Genomic DNA, 22,391 nt, shown 5'->3' with positions numbered 1-22,391 from the left:
TAGATGTTTTTTGTCTGTGGATATTGGGAAATATAAATATTAAAGCAACTCAAATATTTCCCTATAGACAGCTAGAAACATCATGACTGAAAATTTGATGATTTCGGATTTATATCAAAGGGTCGATTCACCATTACAAAATGAACAATCTTTACAAACTGAACTAAAATTACTCCGTCAAAAGATTTCTTGTTACGAACAAATAGCTGCGGAATTTGCCATACTAGACCGTCAGATGCGTTACTTAGCTATTAGTCGAAATTGGCGCGACCGCTATGGTTTAAATGGGGAAGATTTAATTTGTGCTGAGGATCTATGTTCTGTTGATGCATTTTTCGATCAGGAAACCATACCAAATGTTTCTGAGCGCTTACAGGAAATATCTCAAGATTATTTGGATGGGAAAAACGATACATATGAAGAGGATTTTTTCGTTTCCCTTGGTGGTGTTACGCAACAGTTAAATTGGGAAATCAATCCTTGGTACGACGATGATGGTGAATTTGCTGGTTTAAGTGTCATTCAAGAAGTGATTTCTGCTGAAGATTCTAATTCTTCAGGTTTCAATTCTCCCAAATTAGCGCAAAGACTACTCAATCTCCAATTTAGTGTAACTGAAGTATTGTCAGATTCAATTGATTTAGATCCAGCAATATCGAAACTACTCCAGTTGTTTTGTGAGGTTTTAGGTTGGGACTTAGCTGAATTTTGGATGGTTGATAACCAAAATGATTCCCTGAGTTATTTTACTGGATGGGATGTTTCTACTCAAAAATCATCTGGTTTTACTGCTTTGTCATTGGGAAGGAAAATTGCAATTCAAACTCAAAGCTGTAAAAGGTCAGTTTGGATCGACGACATTAACGAAAATAACGGAACTAAAAATACATTCCACGCTGTTTTAAGTTTTCCTATTGTTTGCGGTGGAGAGATATTCGGTATCACTAATTTATTTAGTCAATCGATAAGATGTCAAAATAACAGTCTTTTGCAAATATTGGACGTACTTGGGAAACAACTCGCTCAGTTTATTAAGTGTAAACGAGCAGAAGAATCTTCAATTAAGAATAGAACCCGAATGCAGCAAATGGCTGAAAATGTACCGGGAATGATTTATGAGTTTCGTCTTGGTGCTGACGGTCGTCAATCTTTCCCCTACGTTTCAGCTGGATGTAAAGAAATCTATGGAATAGATGCTGCTCAAATAGTAGAAGATGCGGATATTTTATTTAATACGACTCATCCTGACGATCTAACAGGTTTTTTGCAAACGGTAATTGAATCCGCTCAAACACTAGAAAATTGGACATATAAATGGCGAGTAATTACTCCTATAGGTAAACAGAAATGGGTGAAAGGTGTATCTCGACCCGTACCCCAAACTGGAGGTGATATCCTTTGGTATGGTTGCATCATTGATATTAGCGAGCAGCAAGCTGCATTGCAAGAACGTAAAATCGTAGAAGCTTCACTGAAAAAACTAAATGAAGAATTGGAAGCTAGAGTGGAGGAACGCACGCAACAGTTAAGTCAAAGTAAGGAACAGTTTCAGCAATTAGCAGATAATATTCCGGGGATGATATATGAGTTGCGTTTCAATCCCAATGATACGATGTCCTTCACCTATGTATCTTCTGGATGTTGGGAGATTTACGAATTAGATCCTTCTCTGGTACAACAAAATCCTCAAGTTTTATTTGATATTGTTCATCCTGAAGAGCGAGCAACCTTAAAGCAAACAATTTATGATTCGGCTCGAAATTTACAAAATTACGAACACAAATGGCGAATTAATTTACCTTCAGGTAAGCAGAAATGGTTAAAAGGATTTTCTAAACCACAAGCTCAACCGGATGGTAGTATTCTTTGTCATGGTTGTATTATTGACATTACAAAAAGCGAATTAGCCGAACAAGAACGACAAATTTTTGTATCGTTGATTGAAAATAGTAGCGATTTAATTGGAATTGCGACTTTAGAAGGTAAATTTCTGTATGTGAATGAAGCAGGTTTAAAACTGCTGGGAATTAATAGTTTAGCTGAAGCTAAAAAAAGTTATATCGCTCAAAGTTTTTTACCGGAAGATAGAAAAGATGTACAGCAACGTATTATTCCAACTGTAATGGATAATGGTTTATACCATAGTGAATATCGTTTTCGACATTACCAAACAGGTGAGACCATACCGGTTGATTGTAATATGTTCTTGATTAAAAATCCGCAAACCGGTGAGCCTTTATATTTTGCGACCATTACCCGCGATATTCGCGATCGCAAACAAGTAGACATAAAATTCAAGCAACAAGCGGAAGAATTAGAAAAAAGTTTGCTCGAACTTCAGTCAACTCAAACCCAACTTATTCAAAGTGAAAAAATGTCTAGCTTGGGTCAAATGGTTGCAGGTATCGCCCATGAAATCAATAATCCAGTTGGTTTTGTTTATGGAAATATTGCTCCCTGTCGCGAGTATACTCAAGATTTACTCCAACTAATCGAGCTTTATCGACGTTATTATGCCCATCCCCCAGAAGAAATTCAAGAACTAATCGAAGCTGTCGATTTAGATTTTATAAAAACAGATATCTTACGATTGCTCGGATCGATGCATGAAGGAACCCGTCGCATTCGAGAAATTGTCCTCAGCTTGCGTAACTTTTCACGTTTGGATGAATCGGAATTCAAACAGGTGGACATCCATACGGGAATTGATAGTACTTTAATGCTCCTCCAAAATCGTCTGAAACCAAAACCAGGATATCCCGGTATTGAAGTAATTAAAGACTATGCTGAACTTCCTTTGATTCAATGTTACCCCAGTCAACTGAATCAAGTTTTGATGAATATTTTAGTAAATGCGATTGATGCAATTGATAGCCAAATTAAAAACCAAGAAGGACAGAAAAATGCTCAAATCCATATCCTAACTAAGGTTTTACCTAGCGGTTGGGTTGCAATTAATATCTCTGATAATGGTCCGGGTATTCCAGAAAAGATTAGTTCTAAATTATTTGACCCTTTCTTCACTACCAAAGATGTTGGTAAAGGTACCGGACTGGGGTTATCCATTAGTTATCAGATTATTGTCGAGAAACATAATGGTAAACTATATTGCCAATCTAATCCTGGAAAAGGGACTAGTTTCACAATCGAAATCCCGACTAAACAAGGGTAAGAAGATGGAATAAAGGACTAGGGAGATAGAATAAAATCTAAAAAATTATTAGCAATAACAGGAAAAATATATTTAAAATACAGAGTCAATAAATCCAAACTTAAAAATTAATCATTTTTATTAACTTTCAATTTTCTGAAAATGAAAAAAATAATATAGGTTAGTTCGCTCGCGTTCGGGTATTCCTTTACTATATATATGAAAGATAATTAGTTATTGCTGTTATCCATTATCAAAAAAATATGGATATTGAACTAAATTTGACACCGAATCACATTAGTACTTTAGTATTAATGAAATGAGTCAAAAATCTATTTTTTAGTTCATGCGTTCTACAATAATTGGGTTAAAAAGTAAGAAAAAAGTAAGAAATGGATAAAAATCAAACAGTTAAAAAGTCTAAAAATAGGTTATCCCAAGAGGCTAAACCGCGCAAGGTCTTTGCGCAGCATTGGCTCCAGGATGATAGGGTTTTAGGTAAAATTATTGGTGCTGCGCAGTTGGAACCGGAGGACAGAATTTTAGAAATTGGTCCGGGAACGGGAATACTTACCAAGCGTTTATTGCCTTTGGTAAAGTCATTGATTGCGGTTGAAGTTGACCGCGATTTATGTAAAAAATTAGTCAAAAGTTTGAGGGATAAGAAGAATTTTTTGTTATTGCAGGGTGATTTTTTGACCCTTGATTTAGATGCTAATCTGGTGAGTTTTGCAGCTTTTAAAAACCCGAATAAAGTTGTGGCAAATATTCCTTACAATATCACTGGACCAATCATTGAAAAGCTATTAGGAAAAATTTCTCAGCCCAATAGTAATCCTTACGATTCCATCGTACTTTTAATTCAGAAGGAAGTTGCTCAAAGATTAGTGGCGAAACCTGGGACAAAAGCTTTTGGGGCGCTATCAGTAAGGGTACAGTATTTAGCTGAAGGAGAGATAATTTGTAATGTTCCGGCTAAGGCGTTTTATCCCCCACCAAAAGTAGAGTCAGCGGTGGTGAGATTGACTCCTAGAGCGATAGATATTCCTGCTAACAATCCCCGTTATTTGGAAACTTTAGTTAAGTTGGGATTTAGTTCAAAACGGAAAATGTTACGTAATAATTTACAATCGATTATTGAGCGAGATAATTTCACAGAATTGCTCGAAGAATTAGATATAAATCCTCAAGTTCGAGGAGAAGATTTAAGTGTTGCTCAATGGGTTAATTTGGCGAATAGGTTGGGGGTTGGGGATTAGGGATTGGGGATTGGGGATTAGTAATAGTAATTTTTGACTTTTGACTTATGTCCGTAGGACACGCTATAGCTATAGCTGCGCTACCTACGGAGCCGCTACCTTACGGATCCGCTAATGACTTTTGACTTTCTGTTGAGAGGTATTTTAGGGGAACAAAGGGTAGATAAAGAACTTGAAACAACTAAAAATTTATGTGAATGGCTGGGTTATTTACCTCTTGGTTTAGAATTAGTCGGACGATATTTGCAAGAAGACCCAGATTTATTGATCGCAAATTTGTTGGAAGAGTTGGAACAAGAGCGATTAGGTCAGAAAGCGATCGCTCAGTCGTCAGAAAAATTAGCAGAGACAGAAATCACAGCAAAGTTAGGAGTTCAAGCAGCATTTAACTTGACTTGGGAAAGACTTGATGCAAAAACTAAGGAAGTTGGAGAATTATTAAGTTTATTTGACCCCAATGCAATTGCTTGGAAATATGTAGATTCTATCAGTGACTCCTTAAACTGGAGCAAGAAAGATGTTAGAAACGGGAAAAAGCAACTTTATCAACGTCATCTAATCAAAAGGTTAGAACAAGAAGAAGCAAATTATCAAATTCATCCTTTAATTCACGAGTTTTTAGGATCTAAATTACAAGCATCTACACAGACACAGGAATTAAAACAAGCATTTACTAGTACTTTTATTGAAATTGCTCAAAAAATTCCTGACGTAACAACCTTAGAAATTATCAATTCTGTCCAAAACGCTATACCCCATTTAACACAAGTTGCAAAAAACCATCTAGATGGACTCAATCATACAAATTTATTTTCGGTTTTTCTTGGTTTAGGGAGATTTTACAGAGGACAAGGTTTATATGCGTCAGTACAACCTTGGTTTGAGCAATGTGTATCAGAAGTAAAATCCCGTTTGGGAGAAAATAATCTTGATTATGGATGGAGCTTGAACAATTTAGCTTTACTCTACTCCGACCAAGGAAAGTACGCAGAAGCAGAACTCCTTTTTATCCAAGCATTGGAAATCACAAAACTGCAACTGGGAGTAAATCATCCCCAAACCGCAGACAGTTTGCACAATTTAGCTATTCTCTACTACTCCCAAGGAAACTACCTTCAAGCAGAGCGCCTTTATATCCAAGCTTTGGAAATCAGAAAACTGCAACTGGGAGAAAATCATCCCCACACCGCAGACAGTTTGAACAATTTAGCTATTCTCTACTCCGATCAAGGAAAGTACCCTGAAGCAGAACCCCTTTATATCCAAGTATTGGAAGTTTTAGAGCGGGTTTTGGGGTCAAATCATCCTAATACTAAGATGTATCGACGAAACTTGGAAAAATTACGCACAAAAAAGCGAGAAGTACCCGGACAGCAACAGCAAAAGCAAACAAGTAAGAATGATTCTTGGTTGAGAAGATTGAAGAAGCGGTTTTTTGGATGATAGGTAAAATTATTTCTGTACTTCGTCGGACAAAACCCGAACCTGTCATTGCGACGAGGAACGAGGAAGCAATCTCACCGACTTGTTTTTATTAAAGATGTTGGGATTGCTTCCTGACGTCGCAATGACAGGTTAAGTTTTTTGTTGTGAGTATTAGAGATATTGGAATTGTTATTTCCTTACGGTTAATGACGATAATTTTAATTGGTCACGAATCGAGGGACTCACCAAAGAGATCGTGTTGCTCTTGAAAAGTTCTTCCTATCTCAGGTAAACCTAAATCTGCACAAAGAAAATCAACTCCATCGATAATCTTAGGTATTTGAACTTTATCAACTTGTAAATTAGCAAAACACTTTTCTCTATAATCAGGTCTGTCTTGAAAGTTTTGTATGCTTCGTTCTAAAGGTCGTATAACTTCGTAAGCATTTTCAGCCTTATCAATTGAAGATTGAGGAATTGAATAATTTAACCTAAGAACCGCTAAATCAATTAAATCTCTAGCTTGTACGCTATCATCCATGTATCGATCAGAATTGGATAGTAACTTAGAGGTAAAACAGTCAATTAAACTTAAACAGGGAACAGATGACCATTGTGTGTATCTTGGTAAATCTAATTGAAAACGAGTTTCTGCAATAATTTCGGTTTTGATAGGTACATTATCTACAGAAACTATCATCCGAATACCATACTGGTCAGTTGTAGAACGTCCAATTTTGATTTTACTCAAATCACGAAATAGTACCTCGTGTCCATTGTCAAAAATCTTTGTTCGTAAATATTTATAACCTCCCGTACTAACAGAAGATAAAAAATCAATATCATTGCTGCATCGGTATTCTTGAAAATCAAGAGCAAGCAGAGTTCCACCACCAAAATAAGTAGAACCTTCCTTAAGAATTTCACAATCTAAAGATTCAATAATTGTCAGAATTTTGTTGTGGTGGTCTAATCTAAAGTTCATAACTCAACTTTCAACCAGGAATCATAAATATCGGCAATTTTCTTAATAAACTCAAGTTCATCACCCTCAAGATTATTGAACAAACTTTTATATTTCCAACCACGCTCGTAACAACTGAGCATTTCTTCTGGGGTAAACTCATAAACATTGGTAATCTGCCAACAAATTGATTCTAGAAAAGGTAGGTTGCTCGGAATATTAGTCATTTCAGTCACCATGAATTAAATTATTCGTTTTGTTATATCAAAATCAATATTTTTATTTTCTGAAATACTTTAGTCCATTAAAAATGGACTTATGCTATTTGACAGAGAATTAATTCTAGCAGGGGGTTCTTTTAGTTGAATTTTAAATTCTGTTATTGTAAGCATGACCCAATGGTCATCATCAGCAAATATGGTTCCAATCGCTAATCCCCCAATCCCCATGCGCAGCTACACTTTACTTGCACCAGCTAAAATCAACTTATATTTAGAAATCATTGGCGATCGCCCCGATGGATATCACGAGTTAGTGATGATTATGCAAAGTGTCGACCTTTGCGATCGCATAGATATTGCAGCTAGTTCCCAAGATATAATTCGCGTTCGTTGCGATGTTCCCGATCTACCCACAGATCGAGGTAACTTAGCTTATCGCGCAGCAGAGTTAATGACACAAAAGTTTCCCGAAGCATTTGCTCAATATGGTGGAGTAGACATAACCATTCAAAAAAGAATTCCCATCGCAGCAGGTTTAGCAGGGGGTTCCAGCAATGCAGCAGCCGTATTGGTGGGGATAGATTTACTATGGAACTTAGGGTTAACCCGTGCAGAACTTGAAGAATTAGCAGCAGTATTAGGTTCCGATATCCCCTTTTGTATTGGTGGGGGAACCGCGATCGCAACCGGAAGAGGCGAAAAAATTGCTCCTTTAAAAGGATTAGACAATATATATATAGTATTAGCTAAATATCGCAGCTTAGAAGTATCCACCCCTTGGGCATATAAAACTTATAAACAACAATTTGAAAATACCTATCTTCGGGATACCAATAGTTTAACCGAACGAGCCGCAGCCGTACATTCAGGACCAATGGTACAAGCAATTGTCCATCAAGATACTGCAGAAATTGCTCGAAAACTCCACAACGATTTAGAAAAAGTTGTATTACCAGCTTATCCCCAAGTATTGCAACTAAGAGAAACATTCGCCAACGCTGGAGTATTAGGAACAATGATGTCCGGTTCCGGTCCCAGTGTCTTTGCTATTTGCGAAACCCAAAAACAAGCAGAAGAAGTAAAATTACAAGTTCTTCATACAATATCTGATGAAGATTTACAATTATTCGTGGTTAGATCGATTAAAAATGGTATCCAAGTAACATCTCAAAGTTAATTTTTGAGTGAACTTGTTTAGTTATTTTTTTAGTTAATTTTCAACTAACTACATGAATGAATCAAAAACAACCGAGGAAACTCCAACCACCACAGAAACACCAACTAGTCCTTTACGCAGTCTTACCGGTGCTGTAATTTCCGGTGGGTTGGGATATGCAATGTACAACTTGATGATTACTATCGCTACAAACTTTGCAAACAAACCCATTCATTCCGATAACCCAGTGACATTGAGAATTTCTTCGTTAATCCGAACAGCAATTGTCGGAATGATTGGATTGGGAACCACAGTTTTTTGCGTTGTCGCTCTTGGTTTATTCGCTTTAACCATACAACTCATACTCGAACAAAAGAAACAAAAAGAAGTTGACGGTTAATTATTTGTTGCTTATTTGAACGGTAGGGTGTGTTAGACGCAAGTCGTAACGCACCGCCATATAAGATTAATTACAGGGTAGGTAGGTTGGAGTTTGTTTGTATATTCGACGGTGCGTTACGGCAAAACAATATGCTCATCATTCCAAAAACTTTAACATGCCGTAACACACCCTACGATTGAATTTTGGTAAATCTATATTTCACTTAAGCTTCTTTGTGACTTCCGCGTAAACTTCCATTCGGGAGGAGCAAACAGATAACAAAAGCGTTTCGACCAAGAGTTAGTAGAAGTAATATCTTTATAAATTTCTATCCATTCATTAAAAACAACTTTGAAAGGATTATTCGATTTTATGGGGTGAGTTAAACCATAAACCGGAGGATTTGACGTTTCTTCTGCTGCAAAAGTTCCAAATAAACGGTCAAAGATAATTAAAACTCCCCCATAATTACGATCTATATATGCAGAATTAGAAGCGTGATGTACTCGATGATGTGATGGAGTATTCAAAAACCATTCCAAAATACCCAGCTTGGGAATTAGTTCGGTATGAATCCAAAATTGATAAACCAAGTTTAAAGCTAGGGCGGTTATAACTGCAATTGGTTGAAAACCAATCCAAACAAGCGGTGTAAAAAATAAACCTGCACCAGAGATACCACCCGTCCATCCCAAACGATAAGCTGCTGACAAATTAAAATATTCCGGTGAATGATGAACAGCGTGAGTAGCCCAAAACCAACGAATGCGATGTGATGCTCGATGGTACCAATAATATACAAATTCTAATCCAATAAATAGTAGCAGTATATTCCACCAACTATCTAGAGCAATAGTTGAGATCCGATGCTCCCACGCAAATGCGATTAAACCCGCAGTGGGAACTATGGGAATGAGTTTGGATATGCGATTTCCCACAGCGATCGCCAGGGAAATCAAACTTTCTCGAACTGAATACTTTTGTTTCTTCCACCGCACTATCCATAAAACTTCAATTGCAATGGAAATTAAGAATAAAGGAAGAAATTTGAGAGTTATATGAGCGTAATTCATATTTTTGTTAGACGTAATTGTTTATTTTTCTGAGGAGACGCAAAATTAATGTGACAAATGCGAAGATCCATGTATACACAATACGTCGGGTAACACCTTGAAAACATGAGTCAGGAGTCCTCAATTAAATCAGGACTTTAGTCCCTAAACTAGTCATGACTAATGATTCTGGTTTTTGTCAAAACTGTTAAGTAAACTAGTTTATAAGTTATGTAATAAATCTGATACAGCAATCATATTTGATTTGTGAACAGATAAATACTGTAGAGACGTTGCATGCAACGTCTCTACAGTATTTATTTTTATGAATTATTTAGGATTGCTATATTGAGATTAAATTGAAAATAAAATTTAAGAATAAGAAATTAGAATTAAAACTGTGACATGATTGCTCTAATTAAAACTCGGAAATATCCCCTAAGATTTTTACTTTATTTAGAATGGGTTTTGTTGGGGATTATCATTATGGGTGAAGTGTTTGCATCTTCATTTAATGTTGCTTCACTTTTACCAAGAAACCCACCGATGAATATTGTTTTTTTATTTATATTTGGAATTATTGGTTTAAAATTACCATCACAAAACAAATTACATAAAATTATTTATACAAGCTTAGAAATAGGCTTAATTATTATTGCTTCATTTTCCGGAGGAATTCTTTTAGTACCGCTACTTTATATTATTTTGATTGCTCGTAATTGTGTGATTTTTCGAGGTATTACCCGTTACTTAGTCAGCGGACTAGCTATATTTTTATCTTTATTTACACAGCTTCACCGCACCCAAATAGTACAGTATATTCAACCTTTAGCAATCAAAAAACAATTTGCAATTGTCATATTCGCCTCTGTATTAATATTAGGAATCAGCGCTATTTTTATGCAAATGGCGATTAATGCATTACTCAATGAATTTCAAAGTCGGCAAAAATTAAGCATTGCAAACGAACAACTCGCGATCGCAAATGCTCAATTAAGTGAATATGCATTAAAAATTGAAGAATTAGCAACTTTACAGGAGCGTAATCGCATCGCTCGAGATATCCATGATTCCGTCGGTCATGCATTAACAGTTTTAAATTTACATTTAGAAGCTGCTGTAAAAATATGGCAAACTGACCCAGAAGAAGCAACAGAATTTTTAATTGAATCAAAAAGATTAGGTTCAAATGCTCTCAAAGAAGTTCGTCAATCAATTTCGACTTTACGTGCAGATCCATTAGCTGAATTATCTTTGGAAGATGGAATCATTTCTTTATGTGAGGATTTACAACGTTCCAGTAATATTTCCCCAACTTTATATTTAAATTTAAATGGTTTAAATTTTAACTTAAACTTAAACCTTAAACCTGAAATTAAAATTGCAATTTATCGCATAACTCAAGAAGCATTTACTAATATTTTTAAGCATGCAGAAGCTACAAAAGTTAAGATTAAAATAAACGTTAAAAATCAAAAATCTAATAGTTTACAGCTAATTATTGATGATAATGGTAAAGGATTTAAGCCGAATCAAAACACAACCGGTTTTGGCTTGCAAAGTATGCGCGATCGCGCCCTTACTGTTGGTGGTACTTTAAATGTAGAAACAGCCCCAAATTCTGGATGTAAAATTACTGCAACTTTTCCAATATAGAAATTTTTGCTTTTGCTCTACTTCCCGGGTGAAATGCTAAACGCGTCTTAGTACAGAAGATAATAACCCCCTCCTAACCTCCCCTCGGGGAGGAATGGGAATAATCAATAAATTTATCAGTTCCACAATTCCACAATTTAATATGATTCGTTTATTATTAGTCGATGATGAAAACTTAATCCGTCGCGGACTCAAAGCCTTACTCAAATTAGAAAAAGATTTAGAAATAGTCGGAGAAGCAGAAAACGGACAAACTGCAATTGATTCCATTCCCACTTTGCAGCCCGATGTTATTTTAATGGATATCCGCATGCCGATAATGGATGGTGTTGCAGCCACAAAAGAAATAACAAAAGCTTTCCCGCAAATTAAAATCTTAGTACTTACCACCTTTGCAGATGAAGATTACGTTACCCAAGCATTACATTATGGTGCTGCTGGATATTTGCTTAAGGATACACCTTCTGAAGAATTAGCCCAAGCAATTTGTTCAGTACATAAAGGTTATACCCAACTAGGACCAGGACTAGGTAAAGTTATGGCTCAAAAACTTTCCGTTTCCAAATCTCCACCACCTGGTTGGGATGAACTTACAGCAAGAGAAATCGAAATTTTACAGTTAGTTGCGAAAGGTTCGAGTAATCGGGAAATTGCTGAGGCTTTGTACTTGAGCGAAAAGACTATCAAAAATTATATGACTCGAATTTTGAATCGGTTAGATTTACGCGATCGGACTCAAGCTGCAATTGTTGCTAATTCATTTTTTGGTAATGAAAGGTAAAAGGTTGCAATGGATAGAGATTTTTAACTTCAAGGATTATCACTATCATCAAGCAAATAACACTGGTTGTTAATAGTCTCGATAGTGGCAATAAATTCTCCCACATCACCAGTAAATTCTCCAAGGGAATTATCGACTTCATTTAACATTAAATTTGTAAAAAAATTCGACTCGATTCGCGAGATAAGGAAGGGTAAAGAGAAGAAGAATAGAAGAGAAAAGAGCAAAAGTATAAAGGGCTACTAAGGACCCCTGAGGGAAACAACGCAAACAACCCGAAAACCATTGAGGAGATTCCTACCGTCGGGAATGTACCAGTAGCGAGTAGCAGAACGGCAGTAAGGAGGAACGTAGTACCACGAACCACCACGCAGTACACGATAACGATTATCATTATCAATACAAGCACTACCATTTGTCGGCGCTCCATGATAATTTTCATGCCAGGTATCTTGACACCATTCCCACACATTTCCGTGCATGTCGTACAAACCAAAAGCGTTTGGTGGAAATTGTCCCACCGGAGTCGTTTCTTGAATATTTCCCCCGTAATTTGCTAATTCAGGAGTAATCGTTTCACCAAAATGAAATGGGGTTGTTGTTCCTGCTCGACAAGCATATTCCCACTCTGCTTCCGAAGGGAGGTGTCCAAATTTAAACGTAAAAATCCCACTCATAAATCGGAAATTAGAGATTTGAAAAAAGATTTAGAAATTATTGTTCCAAAGGCAGCTTGAGCATTTCATTCACGGGTATTGTACTTAAGTGCGAAAGCTGCTGCGACCTTCTCCCTATCCATACCAAGGATGAAAATTAGTTGTGGATCATTCGATATCATCAAGTTTATAGCCTGCATCAGTTCAGCGGACTTAGGAACCTCACAACGATCAAGGTCATCAATGAAAACATAGACTTTATTTATACCCGCATATGCTTCCACAATCTTTCTGAAGTCTTCATGGAATTTCTCAACAAAAGGGAGTTTGCTATTATAGTTAGGGGATGTCAGATATTTTGTTAAATCGTTTTTTGGAGATCCAACAACAGAACTTTTTAATTTGAGTAACAAAGAAATGAAACCGGCTACTGAAATTAAGGTTACTAAAGATCTAACTAGCCACCGTAGAAAATCTTGATTTTCTTTATTTGTAGATATTTGTTTAAATAAATTATATAAATCAGTTCCTTGTTGATGCAGATCTTCTGCTTTGTGATAAACCAGAATCAGCAGGGTTAGCACAACAGATAAGCTTAAAACGAATAATATAATTTTCTGTAATCCATTGTTCCAATCAAAGCGGAACCAAAAAAGTTTAATATTTCCTATCAGAATAGGAAATATATCACGAAAATCACGAGGACGAGAGATTTGGCGGATAAATTCGAGTGCAAAAGCTGCCCATAGAGCTTCAGCTTTATCGTACCTCCAAGCATTGAACCACACTACTTTCGGTTTAGGTTTTATTTTATTGAACCATAAGATACACAATCTGAAGAAAAAATTCCTACTTTTAGATTTGTGTTTTTTTTGCTCTTTTTTTAATGCCTCTGGTGGAATATCTTCAATTACTTTTTTGAGTTGTTTCATAAAAGAAGATTTACCGCTACCCCATTCACCTTCAATAGAAAGAGTGAGTGGGGGTTTGGTATCAGGATTGGTTAAAAATTCTGCAATTGCTGTAACATAAGGTTCAAAACCAAGAGCATCTTCCTCTGCAGCTCGGTCACTAACACCAGCGTTAAAAACGTTATTTTTTCTCGCTTCTTCCATTAATTGTAATTGAAAGTTATGATACTTATCTTTAATAAATATCATACCTACAAATATTGCCTAATAATCAAATATGGGGTGAAAAGCATTATTTTAAATACTTGTAAACAAAACAACAAGTACATCAGTGTGCATCCGTAGAAAAATATTTCAAACGATTTATGCCGAAATTCGAAGAGCAACTCGACAGTATTTACGCAGCAAATCGCCAAGAATGGCGCGAATGGTTAGAGAAAAACCATAGTACGACCATTGGAATATGGCTGATTTACTACAAAGTAAAAAGCAGTAAATCCAGCGTAAAATATAGCGAAGCAGTCAAAGAAGCCCTATGTTTTGGCTGGATTGACAGTAAAGTCAAATCAATTGACCAAGAACGCTACATGCAAATATTTACACCCCGCAAACCAAAAAGCGTATGGTCGAAATTAAATAAACAATACATAGAAGAACTTATAGAACAAAACTTGATGACTGCAGCTGGTTTTGCAAAGATTACAGCAGCAAAAGAAGATGGTTCCTGGGAAGCATTAGATGCAATTGAAGCTTTAATTATCCCTGAAGACTTGAAACAAGCATTGGAAAGCAACGAAGCAGCGAAGAGAAATTTTGAAGCATTTAGCAACTCATCCAAGAAAAGCATATTATTTTGGATTTCCAGCGCTAAGCGTCAGCAAACAAGGTTAAAGAGAATTGAAAAAACAGTAAATTCAGCAGCAGAGAATAAAAATCCTTTAGCGTGATGTATCTCTCAAGGAAGATAAAAGGTCAATTAGTCAAAAACAAATAAAAACCCTCGAATACATCAAAAAATTAATTTATCTTACTAAAGTAGTATGCTTCAATTTGCAATAATACTTGAGCACTTCATATTCGTATCTATCCTGAGAATGATAAATAGATATATATCATCCACAACAAAAAATATGCTTATTTGCGCGTATATAGCTTAAGAATCAAAATAAATAAGTTGCGTGTCAATAAGCTATATAATATAACGTTTGCGAATAAAAATCTAAATGAACTGATTTTAAGGACTAAGTAAAGAATCTGAAAATGTATTGTGTTTGGTGACAAGTAGCTATTATTTTTGAAGTGTATAAGTCACACAACACACATTATTCATCAGTCGAACACCATAGTAGAGATTTATTTTAAAGCTCTAATTATCAGGTTCTGATTATAAAGTTATGACTTTTTAAGGTTCTATTCTTGTTAGATACCTAATTTTTGTAACCCTAATTTTTGTAACCCTAATTTCTTAATGCATATCCATCGCAAACAGTTTGTTATTGGTCCAGAAAAATTTCTTCTCAATGAAACCTGGAAATCTTACCAGCTAAGTCATTCAGTTTGGCTTTCATGTTGTCCCGACCTTCAAGTTACCACCATCAAAGATAACAATGGAGAAGCCTGGTATGTTTTGGGTATAGCCATACAGACTTCGCAAAACAAAAAATCCCCAGCAGAGGAAATTAAACAAACTAGTAGCGATCAAGTTCCAGAACTGTACTCCACCTGGAGCGGACGGTGGGTTTTAGTTGGTAATGGAAAACTACACCTAGATGCAAGCGGATTATTGGGATGTTTCTACCACCAAAATTCTCAAGGACAAGCATGGATTTCCAGTAGTGTAGCCCTCCTAGCTCAAATTGTATTTAAGGGGCGATCGCCAGTTATTGATTCTCGTCAACTCAAACATGAGGTTGGTATTTCCTGGTATACTCCTCCATTTTCCCGGTTCGATGGGATATCCCAACTACTACCAAGCCAATTGTTAGATCTATATTCTGGAGAGATCCAACCGAGACAATTAATGCCAGAAATTTACCTCGATCGCGATTATGAAGATATCCTCGAGGAAATTCAAGAAATTCTAGTTACTACCCTACAACAACTAGCAAAAATATCTCCCGAACTATGGTTAGGAATAACAGCAGGATATGATTCCAGGTTGATACTAGCTTTAAGTCATGCTGCGGGGATAAAAGTTCAACCCTTTACGCGAATAGCTGCGCGGATGTCCATTGCAGATATGATTATTCCCCCAAAGCTCACTCAAGACTGTGGTTATTCCCATATATTTACCCGTAATTCTAAATATTATCCCCAAAGAAGCAAACTGGCTCAGGAACATACTGGTGGTCATGTATCCCAAGGAGATGCAGAACCTTTTGTTAGTGGGGTTCGAGATAACTTGAAAGGGATTTCCTTCGGAGGTCATGGATTTGCAGTTGCAAAAAGTTTTGTACCGACCTTACCAGAAATCCTCCCCAATGCAGAGGTAGGAGCAAATATGATTGCAGATCTATTTCAAGAATCAAAAAATTCCACAGCCACTGCTGGTTTAAAAGAGTGGTTAAACTGGATAATTGAGAACCCTCAAGAAAATTTGAATTGGAGAGATCGTTTTTATCTTGAGCAGAGACAAGCTGGTTGGTTAAGTAGCAAAGAACAACTTTATGACTTAAATGATTTTTCTCGATTTCCAATTCTTAATTCCGCGTATTTATACTCATTATTTTTAAGTATTAAAGAAGAAAAAAGATTTGCTTCAACAATCCAGATCGATCTGATCAACAAGATAGCTCCTCAACTCAACCAATATCCTTTTAACCCTCCCGAATCATATTTTAATAGTTTCCAGATATTCACCTCTAAGATTGTCAAATTCAAGAAAAAAGATTTATCAAATAAAATACTTAAAAAGTCACAAAAAATACTACATAATTCATTTTTTGGATTGATTTAAAAAAATAATAATCATATTTAGTTTTTTGAAAAACAACTTTTGTATAGATTTTACCGTTTATACAAAAGTTGTTTTATATGTCCGCTTAATACCGTTGCCTGATACCAGTACTTTTAAAGCATCTAAATCACTCAAACATCCTAACAAAATTAAAAGCCAAAATCAAAAACTATCAAGCTCACGCCACACTTGAAAACAGATAGTAATAATTCATTAAACGAAGAATAAAACACCTACAATAAGAATCTTGTCTATAAATTTAAAATTCCTGGCCAATTATGAAGGAATAGTGTTAGTATCTACAGCAAACATAGCAATTTATATATCCACAGAGATATTTACTTTGCTATGAGAATGATAGGGAAGGGGTAACAATGGTGGGATTTTTGTAGTTCCGTAAAAAGAGCTAATTCATAAAGAAGCACCCATCAAGAGATGCGATAGAAAATAGAAAATTTGTAGTCTTAACGACAAAGCATTTGTTATTACAAAGCTCGCTGCTTGTAGTAATATTTACCGGCTATCCTGCCAATAGATGCAAATGCTACTCAAACTGTAGAGAACAAGCAGAATTGAGCAGTGTATTGCATTCCGTCAAAGGAAAGAATACTTCAACTTACCTCTAACCCATTCATGGCTATCATCACAGTTACCAATACGAAAAATAATGGCGTTGGTTCACTACGCGAGGCGATCGCTAAATCCGACGATGGGGACAAGATAGTTTTTTCACCCAAACTTGCGGATAAAACCATTCGGTTGGACGAACAACTTGTAGTTGATAAGAATCTTACGATTGATGGGGGTAATGCACCCAATCTCACCATTAGTGGCGAGAATAAAACGCGTATTTTACAGATTACCTACGATTACTCAGACGTAGTACTGCGAAACCTCACCTTTGCCAATGGTAAAGCAGTTGATGACAATCCCGATAAGATTGTTCGAGGTGGGGCGATAGAACTGGTTGACTCCAATACCTTAGTAGTCGAGAATTCTCGCTTCATTGATAATGTAGGCGAACGGAGTGGGGCTATTTTCGTTGGTTATGGTTCTAATGCAACCATCAAGAATAGTGTGTTTGATGGAAATGATGGTTCGGTTGCAAACGATGATTTCAGTGCGGGTGCAATTTCCACCTACGGAGGTGGAGAAGGAGCAAAAGTTGTTAAAAGTAATGGCGAACGCAACGTCGGTGGAGATGCTTTTCTCAAGATTAGTGATAGTACCTTTACAAATAATAAAGGTTACTATGGTGCTGTTTATACTTTACTCAACGAACTAAAAGTAGAAGATTCGGTATTTAAGGATAATGAAGGCTTAAATGGAAGTGGAGCTATTTTCACCGATGGAGCTAGTGGAAGTGCAGAGCGGGACGGTATTGGTGGAACAACTCTGATTAACAATGTTGTCGCTGAAAATAACAAAGGTGGTGGAGATTATGGTGGAGCCTTTTTTCTCAGCGGATATTCAGATGACAAAATTATTGTTGAAAACAGCAAAATAACTAACAATAAGGCTTATAGAGGTGGCGGTTTAGCCGTTCAATCCTATCGAGATGAAGACGATCCAGTCTCATTAGTCATCCGCGATTCCACAATTGCTAATAATACTTCCACATCTCAAGGTGGTGGTTTATGGACAGATGTAAAAGGTGGAGTTACAGTTGAAGACTCGACCTTCTCTGAAAATAAAGTTACAAGTTCTGGTAAAAATGGAGACATAGGCGGAGCAATTGTTTTAAATACTCCCAAAAAAGCTAAATCAACGATAAAAAATACGACATTTGTTGAAAACTACGCCGACCGTCAAGCAGGAAGTATTTGGATCGCTGGGAAAGACAACGCAAAAAATCTCACCATTACTGAATCTCGTTTCGCAGATAATCGAGCAGGTGGTCAAGAATTAGAGAATACAGTTAATTTCGTAGTTAAGGATGGTGGTAAGAACGTTGTTCAAAATAAAAACGGCGTTCAAGATGCAAACGACGGAGAACCTGCGATTACTGGAGCTAAACTTACTGAAGATTTGGACATTGACCCGATTACCTCAAATGGTGGTAGTTCTGGTATTCCAGGGGCTAAACCAAAAGTTAAACCTATCCCTCAACCAACCGTAGAAGTAGAAGAACCCAATCCAACCTTTACACCTGTCAAGGATAATCCCTTACATTATGAAGCCGAAGAACTTAACCTTAATGGCTATCGCGTCGAAAATATCGCAGGTTCCAATGGATCGGGCGGAAAATATATTTCTCTGAAAAAAACTGGTTACAATCGAGGTTCTGCTACAGGTACATTTCGGGGAGAAGCCGGAACTTATCAAGTAAAAGTCGGTTACTATGACGAAAACGATGGTCAATCCCAAGGGAAAATAACTGTTGGAGGGAAAACAGAAAGCTTTATTTTTGACCGCGATTTACCCAGCAATCTACCAAAACCCTCCACAAAAACTAGCTATATCGCCATAGAAGAAGTACAACTAAAACCAGGAGACATCTTTAAAATTGAAGGTGTTAGTGACAGCAAAGAATTTGCTCGGTTTGATGAGATTGAATTTATTCCTACTGAAAAGGTTAATAATAAGGGTAAAGTCGATGCTAATGAAATATTAGACTCGAGTGATGATATTGAATCTATTCCTACCCAAGATATAAAAGATAAAGGTAAAGTCGATTCTAATGGAATAATAGACCTGAGTAACGTCGATCTTGATGGAAATGGCAAAACTGACGATACAGTTTCAGTGAGCTTAGACAAGATTTTCAGTCGCGCATCCTATAAAAATTCCGGAGGTTTCTACCAGGTACTGGATACAGATGGAACAGTTGTCGACCCAATCACAAACAAGTCGATTCGACCGGGAGAAACAGGATATGAAACAGCAGCATTCAAACAACGTATCTCCGAACTGGATTTTAATGCAGACGATCGCAGCGTGACGACACAGGTTGATGGGGGAATATTCTTAGCACCTTACTTAATTGCAGACGGTACCGTAGAAGAATTTCTCGAGCAAAACCCAACTAATCAGTATAGAAACGGAAGTGGATTACATGCTTACTTTGGGTTTGAGAATGGGAATCCAGATGGGATACAACACCTTCAACTCTCAAATAACAAATTTGGTTTCGAGGATGTGTATGGTGGAGGTGATCGGGATTTTCTTGATTTAACCTTTAATGTCAATGTAGAGAATTAATTAGAAGTAGTTAATCGTACTTGATAAATTTCAGCCTCTAGACTCTGAAATTTCAGTTTTCTAAGGGTTTTACTCTTGCTGTTATTTCTATTGAAGTATCTTAATTTACGGACTGAAGGCTATATTGAAAAATATAGCCAAATTTCACATTTTTAATGTGTTAACTAAAATATTAAATTTATTCAATGATTTCCAATAAAAATTCCTAAATACTTTACTATAAGCACCTAATTAATTGCTATTGCTGCTGTTAAAATTATTATGCTTTACATCGTTGGGTGCCATAGATGAAAAAGTATTGGTTTTATCTTATAGTATTGAGTCTATTTATAGGCGCAAATCTATACTATATTCATAACGATTCTTATCAAGAAACTTTAATTGCTTACGTTGAAGAAGATACTAAAGAAGATGACTTCGATGATATAAATCTTCCCCAAGGAACATGGCGTTATGGAGGTAGTAGCAGTTGGGTACCAATACGCGAACAATTTGAGAAAGCAATCGAGACTACCCATCCTCAATTTAAATTAGAATATGTGGGCTCAACTGAAGAAGCTCCCTCTTCTGAAACTGGAATCAAAATGCTATTAAATGACGAAATTGATTTTTCTCTATCTTCTCGAATTCTGAAAAAAGAAGAACACCAAATAGCAAAACAGAAAGGTTTTAAACTCAAAGAAATTCCAGTTGCTGTTGACGGAATTGCGATCGCAGTAAATCACAATCTTAATCTTCCTGGCTTAACCATTACTCAGATCAGAAGTATTTATACCGGCAAAATTAGTAATTGGAAAGAGTTGGGTGGACCTTCGCTTCCCATTACACCCTATTCTCGCCCTTTAGGAGAATCAGCAACAGTTGAATTTTTTAAACATGAAGTTCTTCGCGATCAAAGTTTTGCTGACAACGTTAAATTCGTTGACATTACTACACAGGGATTACAAAAAGTAGCAAACGAACCTGGTGCGATTTACTACGCTTCTGCACCAGAAATTGTTCCACAATGTAGCATTAAATCTTTGGCTATTGGAGAAAGATTAGATCAATTAATTAGTCCTTATAAAAAACCATTTATTCCAACCGAGGAATGTCCGCAACAACGCAATCGGGTCAATCTGCAAGCATTACACAGTCATACTTATCCATTTTCTCGACCATTATATGTAATTGTGAAAGATGAAGATGACAAGAAAGTTTTACAAAAAGATAAATACAAAGCAGCACAAGCTTATGCAAAGTTATTCCAAACAGATCGAGGACATAGCTTAATTCAAAAAGCCGGATTTATTCCGATTGCAAATCAAAATAACAAATAGGTTTTATTGAAAAAATTTGTTGGAGTTAACCTACTACTTGGGTTCCCCAAATTTCCCATACCTTCAGCAGTATTTGGATATTAGTCATATCTTCTAGATTAGTTAGTACATATTAACCAATGACTAAAGTCATGGATGCAGGTATGACTTTATGTACATATCTCTGCTGGAAATTTATGACTTTCTGCTCATGTGTACTTGGACTTCAATTCTTATGATGATGAAGTCAAAACAACAAGGACACCTATGGGTCACGCTCCTGTAAATATCTCCCTGAATAAAATTCATTTTTCTTCAATATTTACTTCTGATGACAATTTTGTTGGGATAACGGTAGTATTGGGAGCATAATCCTGTTGTTTGCGAAATTTTAGAGCGACGTACTGTAATTGTTACAAAAAAAACTAACACCCAGCACTATAAGCTAAAACTCTATTTAGATGATAGCAAGTAATGAATCATTTCATTGGGTAATTTGTGATGTTACGTCCGTTTAATTACTGACTAAAGAATATGTTTATAGTTACAAGTTTGCAGTTACAAGTTTGTAGTTGCAAATATATCTTGCACTAAATTGTTTCTATTTTGCTAGTAAATTAAGTTGATAGTAACAAATATGTCGGATTTCGATCCATCTATTCTCTTTGAAAAGGTGGAAAGTTTTTAGCAGAAATGATGTATTAAACAAATAGTTTTTTCTTTGTTGAAATTTAAAACTGACTTTAGAAGCAAATTTCTAATTTCCGTACCTTTTTCCTTATTACGGAGGTGTATCCATGAATATAGGATTAGATAATTCAACTTTAAGCGATCTATTACACTATAGAGCTATCCATCAGCCCAACCAAATAGCTTATACTTTTTTGACCGATGGATCTACGAAAGAAATCGCCATAACCTATGCAGAATTAGATCTAAAATCGCGAGCGGTCGCTTCTAAATTGCAATTAAACAGTAATATTGGTGCTCGCATTTTACTGCTGTATCCCCCTGGTTTGGAGTTCATAGTAGCTTTTTTTGGTTGTATATATGCTGGAAGAGTAGCAGTTCCGGTTTATCCTCCCCGTCCCAACCATTCCCTATCCCGCTTACAAGCAATAATTGCAGATGCTCGGGCGACTATAGCTCTAGCAACTACCAGTGTATTATCTAATGTAGAGCAAGGATTTGCAGAATTTCCAGACTTACATAACATCTCCTGGATTACAACTGACAATAGACTCTTCCGAAAATTTGCAACACGCTAGCCGTCTGGTTTTGGACAGTGTTAACTGTGAGCCAGAACTAACGTAATAATCAGA

17 protein-coding genes are annotated in these 22,391 nt (G+C 36.3%); 12 read left to right on the top strand and 5 right to left on the bottom strand.

Annotated features, from left to right (window positions below):
- Positions 1–82: 82 nt before the first annotated feature.
- The 3 genes from BC008_RS02025 to BC008_RS02015 all read left to right on the top strand — a co-directional run bounded on the left by BC008_RS02025 (position 83) and on the right by BC008_RS02015 (position 5,853).
- A complete protein-coding gene (locus BC008_RS02025) occupies positions 83–3,172 on the top strand; it encodes a PAS domain S-box protein (RefSeq protein WP_058183014.1) in 3,090 nt (1,029 codons plus the stop codon).
- A gap of 371 nt (positions 3,173–3,543) precedes the next feature.
- Positions 3,544–4,410 carry a 16S rRNA (adenine(1518)-N(6)/adenine(1519)-N(6))-dimethyltransferase RsmA gene (rsmA, locus tag BC008_RS02020; RefSeq protein WP_058183012.1) on the top strand — a complete coding sequence of 289 codons (867 nt, stop codon included), beginning with the start codon at positions 3,544–3,546 and terminating at the stop codon, positions 4,408–4,410.
- A gap of 114 nt (positions 4,411–4,524) precedes the next feature.
- Positions 4,525–5,853, top strand: a complete 1,329-nt coding sequence (locus BC008_RS02015; protein ID WP_058183010.1) for a tetratricopeptide repeat protein — start codon at positions 4,525–4,527, stop codon at positions 5,851–5,853.
- A gap of 208 nt (positions 5,854–6,061) precedes the next feature.
- Here BC008_RS02015 and BC008_RS02010 read toward each other — a convergent pair whose 3' ends face one another.
- Together BC008_RS02010 and BC008_RS02005 are read right to left on the bottom strand one after the other, a co-directional pair.
- Positions 6,062–6,820 (bottom strand): nucleotidyl transferase AbiEii/AbiGii toxin family protein, encoded by a 759-nt coding sequence (locus BC008_RS02010; RefSeq protein WP_027843991.1) that lies wholly within the window; start codon positions 6,818–6,820, stop codon positions 6,062–6,064.
- Positions 6,817–7,026 (bottom strand): hypothetical protein, encoded by a 210-nt coding sequence (locus BC008_RS02005; protein ID WP_235595776.1) that lies wholly within the window; start codon positions 7,024–7,026, stop codon positions 6,817–6,819. Before BC008_RS02005 ends, BC008_RS02010 begins: the two co-directional genes overlap by 4 nt.
- Before the next feature lie 220 nt (positions 7,027–7,246).
- Here BC008_RS02005 and ispE point away from each other — a divergent pair, with 220 nt between their 5' ends.
- A complete protein-coding gene (ispE, locus tag BC008_RS02000; protein ID WP_027843993.1) occupies positions 7,247–8,197 on the top strand; it encodes a 4-(cytidine 5'-diphospho)-2-C-methyl-D-erythritol kinase in 951 nt (316 codons plus the stop codon).
- 52 nt (positions 8,198–8,249) lie between these two features.
- Positions 8,250–8,576: a DUF3082 domain-containing protein gene (locus BC008_RS01995; RefSeq protein ID WP_027843994.1), complete on the top strand. Its 327-nt coding sequence runs from the start codon at positions 8,250–8,252 to the stop codon at positions 8,574–8,576.
- A 194-nt stretch (positions 8,577–8,770) separates the two neighbouring features.
- Here BC008_RS01995 and BC008_RS01990 read toward each other — a convergent pair whose 3' ends face one another.
- Positions 8,771–9,631, bottom strand: a complete 861-nt coding sequence (locus BC008_RS01990) for a sterol desaturase family protein (RefSeq protein WP_027843995.1) — start codon at positions 9,629–9,631, stop codon at positions 8,771–8,773.
- Positions 9,632–10,096: 465 nt separating this feature from the next.
- Here BC008_RS01990 and BC008_RS01985 point away from each other — a divergent pair, with 465 nt between their 5' ends.
- Positions 10,097–11,266 carry a sensor histidine kinase gene (locus BC008_RS01985; RefSeq protein WP_235595775.1) on the top strand — a complete coding sequence of 390 codons (1,170 nt, stop codon included), beginning with the start codon at positions 10,097–10,099 and terminating at the stop codon, positions 11,264–11,266.
- A gap of 142 nt (positions 11,267–11,408) precedes the next feature.
- A complete protein-coding gene (locus tag BC008_RS01980) occupies positions 11,409–12,047 on the top strand; it encodes a response regulator transcription factor (RefSeq protein ID WP_027843997.1) in 639 nt (212 codons plus the stop codon).
- Between the two features lie 242 nt (positions 12,048–12,289).
- Here the strand turns inward: BC008_RS01980 and BC008_RS01975 are convergent, their stop codons facing one another.
- Positions 12,290–12,724, bottom strand: a complete 435-nt coding sequence (locus BC008_RS01975; RefSeq protein ID WP_058183008.1) for a formylglycine-generating enzyme family protein — start codon at positions 12,722–12,724, stop codon at positions 12,290–12,292.
- 65 nt (positions 12,725–12,789) lie between these two features.
- Positions 12,790–13,818, bottom strand: a complete 1,029-nt coding sequence (locus BC008_RS01970) for a KAP family P-loop NTPase fold protein (RefSeq protein ID WP_161938066.1) — start codon at positions 13,816–13,818, stop codon at positions 12,790–12,792.
- A gap of 161 nt (positions 13,819–13,979) precedes the next feature.
- Here BC008_RS01970 and BC008_RS01965 point away from each other — a divergent pair, with 161 nt between their 5' ends.
- The 5 genes from BC008_RS01965 to BC008_RS01945 all read left to right on the top strand — a co-directional run bounded on the left by BC008_RS01965 (position 13,980) and on the right by BC008_RS01945 (position 22,337).
- Positions 13,980–14,561, top strand: a complete 582-nt coding sequence (locus tag BC008_RS01965) for a YdeI/OmpD-associated family protein (RefSeq protein ID WP_027845558.1) — start codon at positions 13,980–13,982, stop codon at positions 14,559–14,561.
- Positions 14,562–15,082: 521 nt separating this feature from the next.
- Entirely contained in the window at positions 15,083–16,570 is a 1,488-nt protein-coding gene (locus BC008_RS01960; RefSeq protein WP_058183007.1) for a hypothetical protein, read from the top strand.
- 633 nt (positions 16,571–17,203) lie between these two features.
- Positions 17,204–19,771, top strand: a complete 2,568-nt coding sequence (locus BC008_RS01955) for a DUF4114 domain-containing protein (protein WP_058183005.1) — start codon at positions 17,204–17,206, stop codon at positions 19,769–19,771.
- Between the two features lie 287 nt (positions 19,772–20,058).
- Entirely contained in the window at positions 20,059–21,090 is a 1,032-nt protein-coding gene (locus BC008_RS01950; RefSeq protein ID WP_058183003.1) for a substrate-binding domain-containing protein, read from the top strand.
- A gap of 776 nt (positions 21,091–21,866) precedes the next feature.
- Complete coding sequence (locus BC008_RS01945; RefSeq protein WP_027845559.1) at positions 21,867–22,337, top strand: AMP-binding protein; 471 nt, start codon at positions 21,867–21,869, stop codon at positions 22,335–22,337.
- The last annotated feature ends 54 nt before the right edge of the window (positions 22,338–22,391 follow it).

This window comes from Mastigocoleus testarum BC008 (genome assembly GCF_001456025.1).
Taxonomy (GTDB): Bacteria; Cyanobacteriota; Cyanobacteriia; order Cyanobacteriales; family Nostocaceae; genus Mastigocoleus; species Mastigocoleus testarum.
Note: the sequence above shows the minus strand (reverse complement) of the source record. Positions and strands in the feature narration are given on the sequence as shown.

Coding starts and splice junctions, on each gene's coding strand:
- BC008_RS01945 (WP_027845559.1), top strand. CDS start 21,867: ATGAATATAGGATTAGATAATTCAACTTTAAGCGATCTATTACACTAT.
- BC008_RS01970 (WP_161938066.1), bottom strand. CDS start 13,818: ATGGAAGAAGCGAGAAAAAATAACGTTTTTAACGCTGGTGTTAGTGAC.
- BC008_RS02010 (WP_027843991.1), bottom strand. CDS start 6,820: ATGAACTTTAGATTAGACCACCACAACAAAATTCTGACAATTATTGAA.
- BC008_RS01985 (WP_235595775.1), top strand. CDS start 10,097: ATGGGTGAAGTGTTTGCATCTTCATTTAATGTTGCTTCACTTTTACCA.
- BC008_RS01955 (WP_058183005.1), top strand. CDS start 17,204: ATGGCTATCATCACAGTTACCAATACGAAAAATAATGGCGTTGGTTCA.
- BC008_RS01960 (WP_058183007.1), top strand. CDS start 15,083: ATGCATATCCATCGCAAACAGTTTGTTATTGGTCCAGAAAAATTTCTT.
- BC008_RS02015 (WP_058183010.1), top strand. CDS start 4,525: ATGACTTTTGACTTTCTGTTGAGAGGTATTTTAGGGGAACAAAGGGTA.
- ispE (WP_027843993.1), top strand. CDS start 7,247: ATGCGCAGCTACACTTTACTTGCACCAGCTAAAATCAACTTATATTTA.
- BC008_RS01975 (WP_058183008.1), bottom strand. CDS start 12,724: ATGAGTGGGATTTTTACGTTTAAATTTGGACACCTCCCTTCGGAAGCA.
- BC008_RS01990 (WP_027843995.1), bottom strand. CDS start 9,631: ATGAATTACGCTCATATAACTCTCAAATTTCTTCCTTTATTCTTAATT.
- BC008_RS01965 (WP_027845558.1), top strand. CDS start 13,980: ATGCCGAAATTCGAAGAGCAACTCGACAGTATTTACGCAGCAAATCGC.
- BC008_RS01950 (WP_058183003.1), top strand. CDS start 20,059: ATGAAAAAGTATTGGTTTTATCTTATAGTATTGAGTCTATTTATAGGC.
- BC008_RS01980 (WP_027843997.1), top strand. CDS start 11,409: ATGATTCGTTTATTATTAGTCGATGATGAAAACTTAATCCGTCGCGGA.
- BC008_RS02025 (WP_058183014.1), top strand. CDS start 83: ATGACTGAAAATTTGATGATTTCGGATTTATATCAAAGGGTCGATTCA.
- BC008_RS02005 (WP_235595776.1), bottom strand. CDS start 7,026: ATGACTAATATTCCGAGCAACCTACCTTTTCTAGAATCAATTTGTTGG.
- rsmA (WP_058183012.1), top strand. CDS start 3,544: ATGGATAAAAATCAAACAGTTAAAAAGTCTAAAAATAGGTTATCCCAA.
- BC008_RS01995 (WP_027843994.1), top strand. CDS start 8,250: ATGAATGAATCAAAAACAACCGAGGAAACTCCAACCACCACAGAAACA.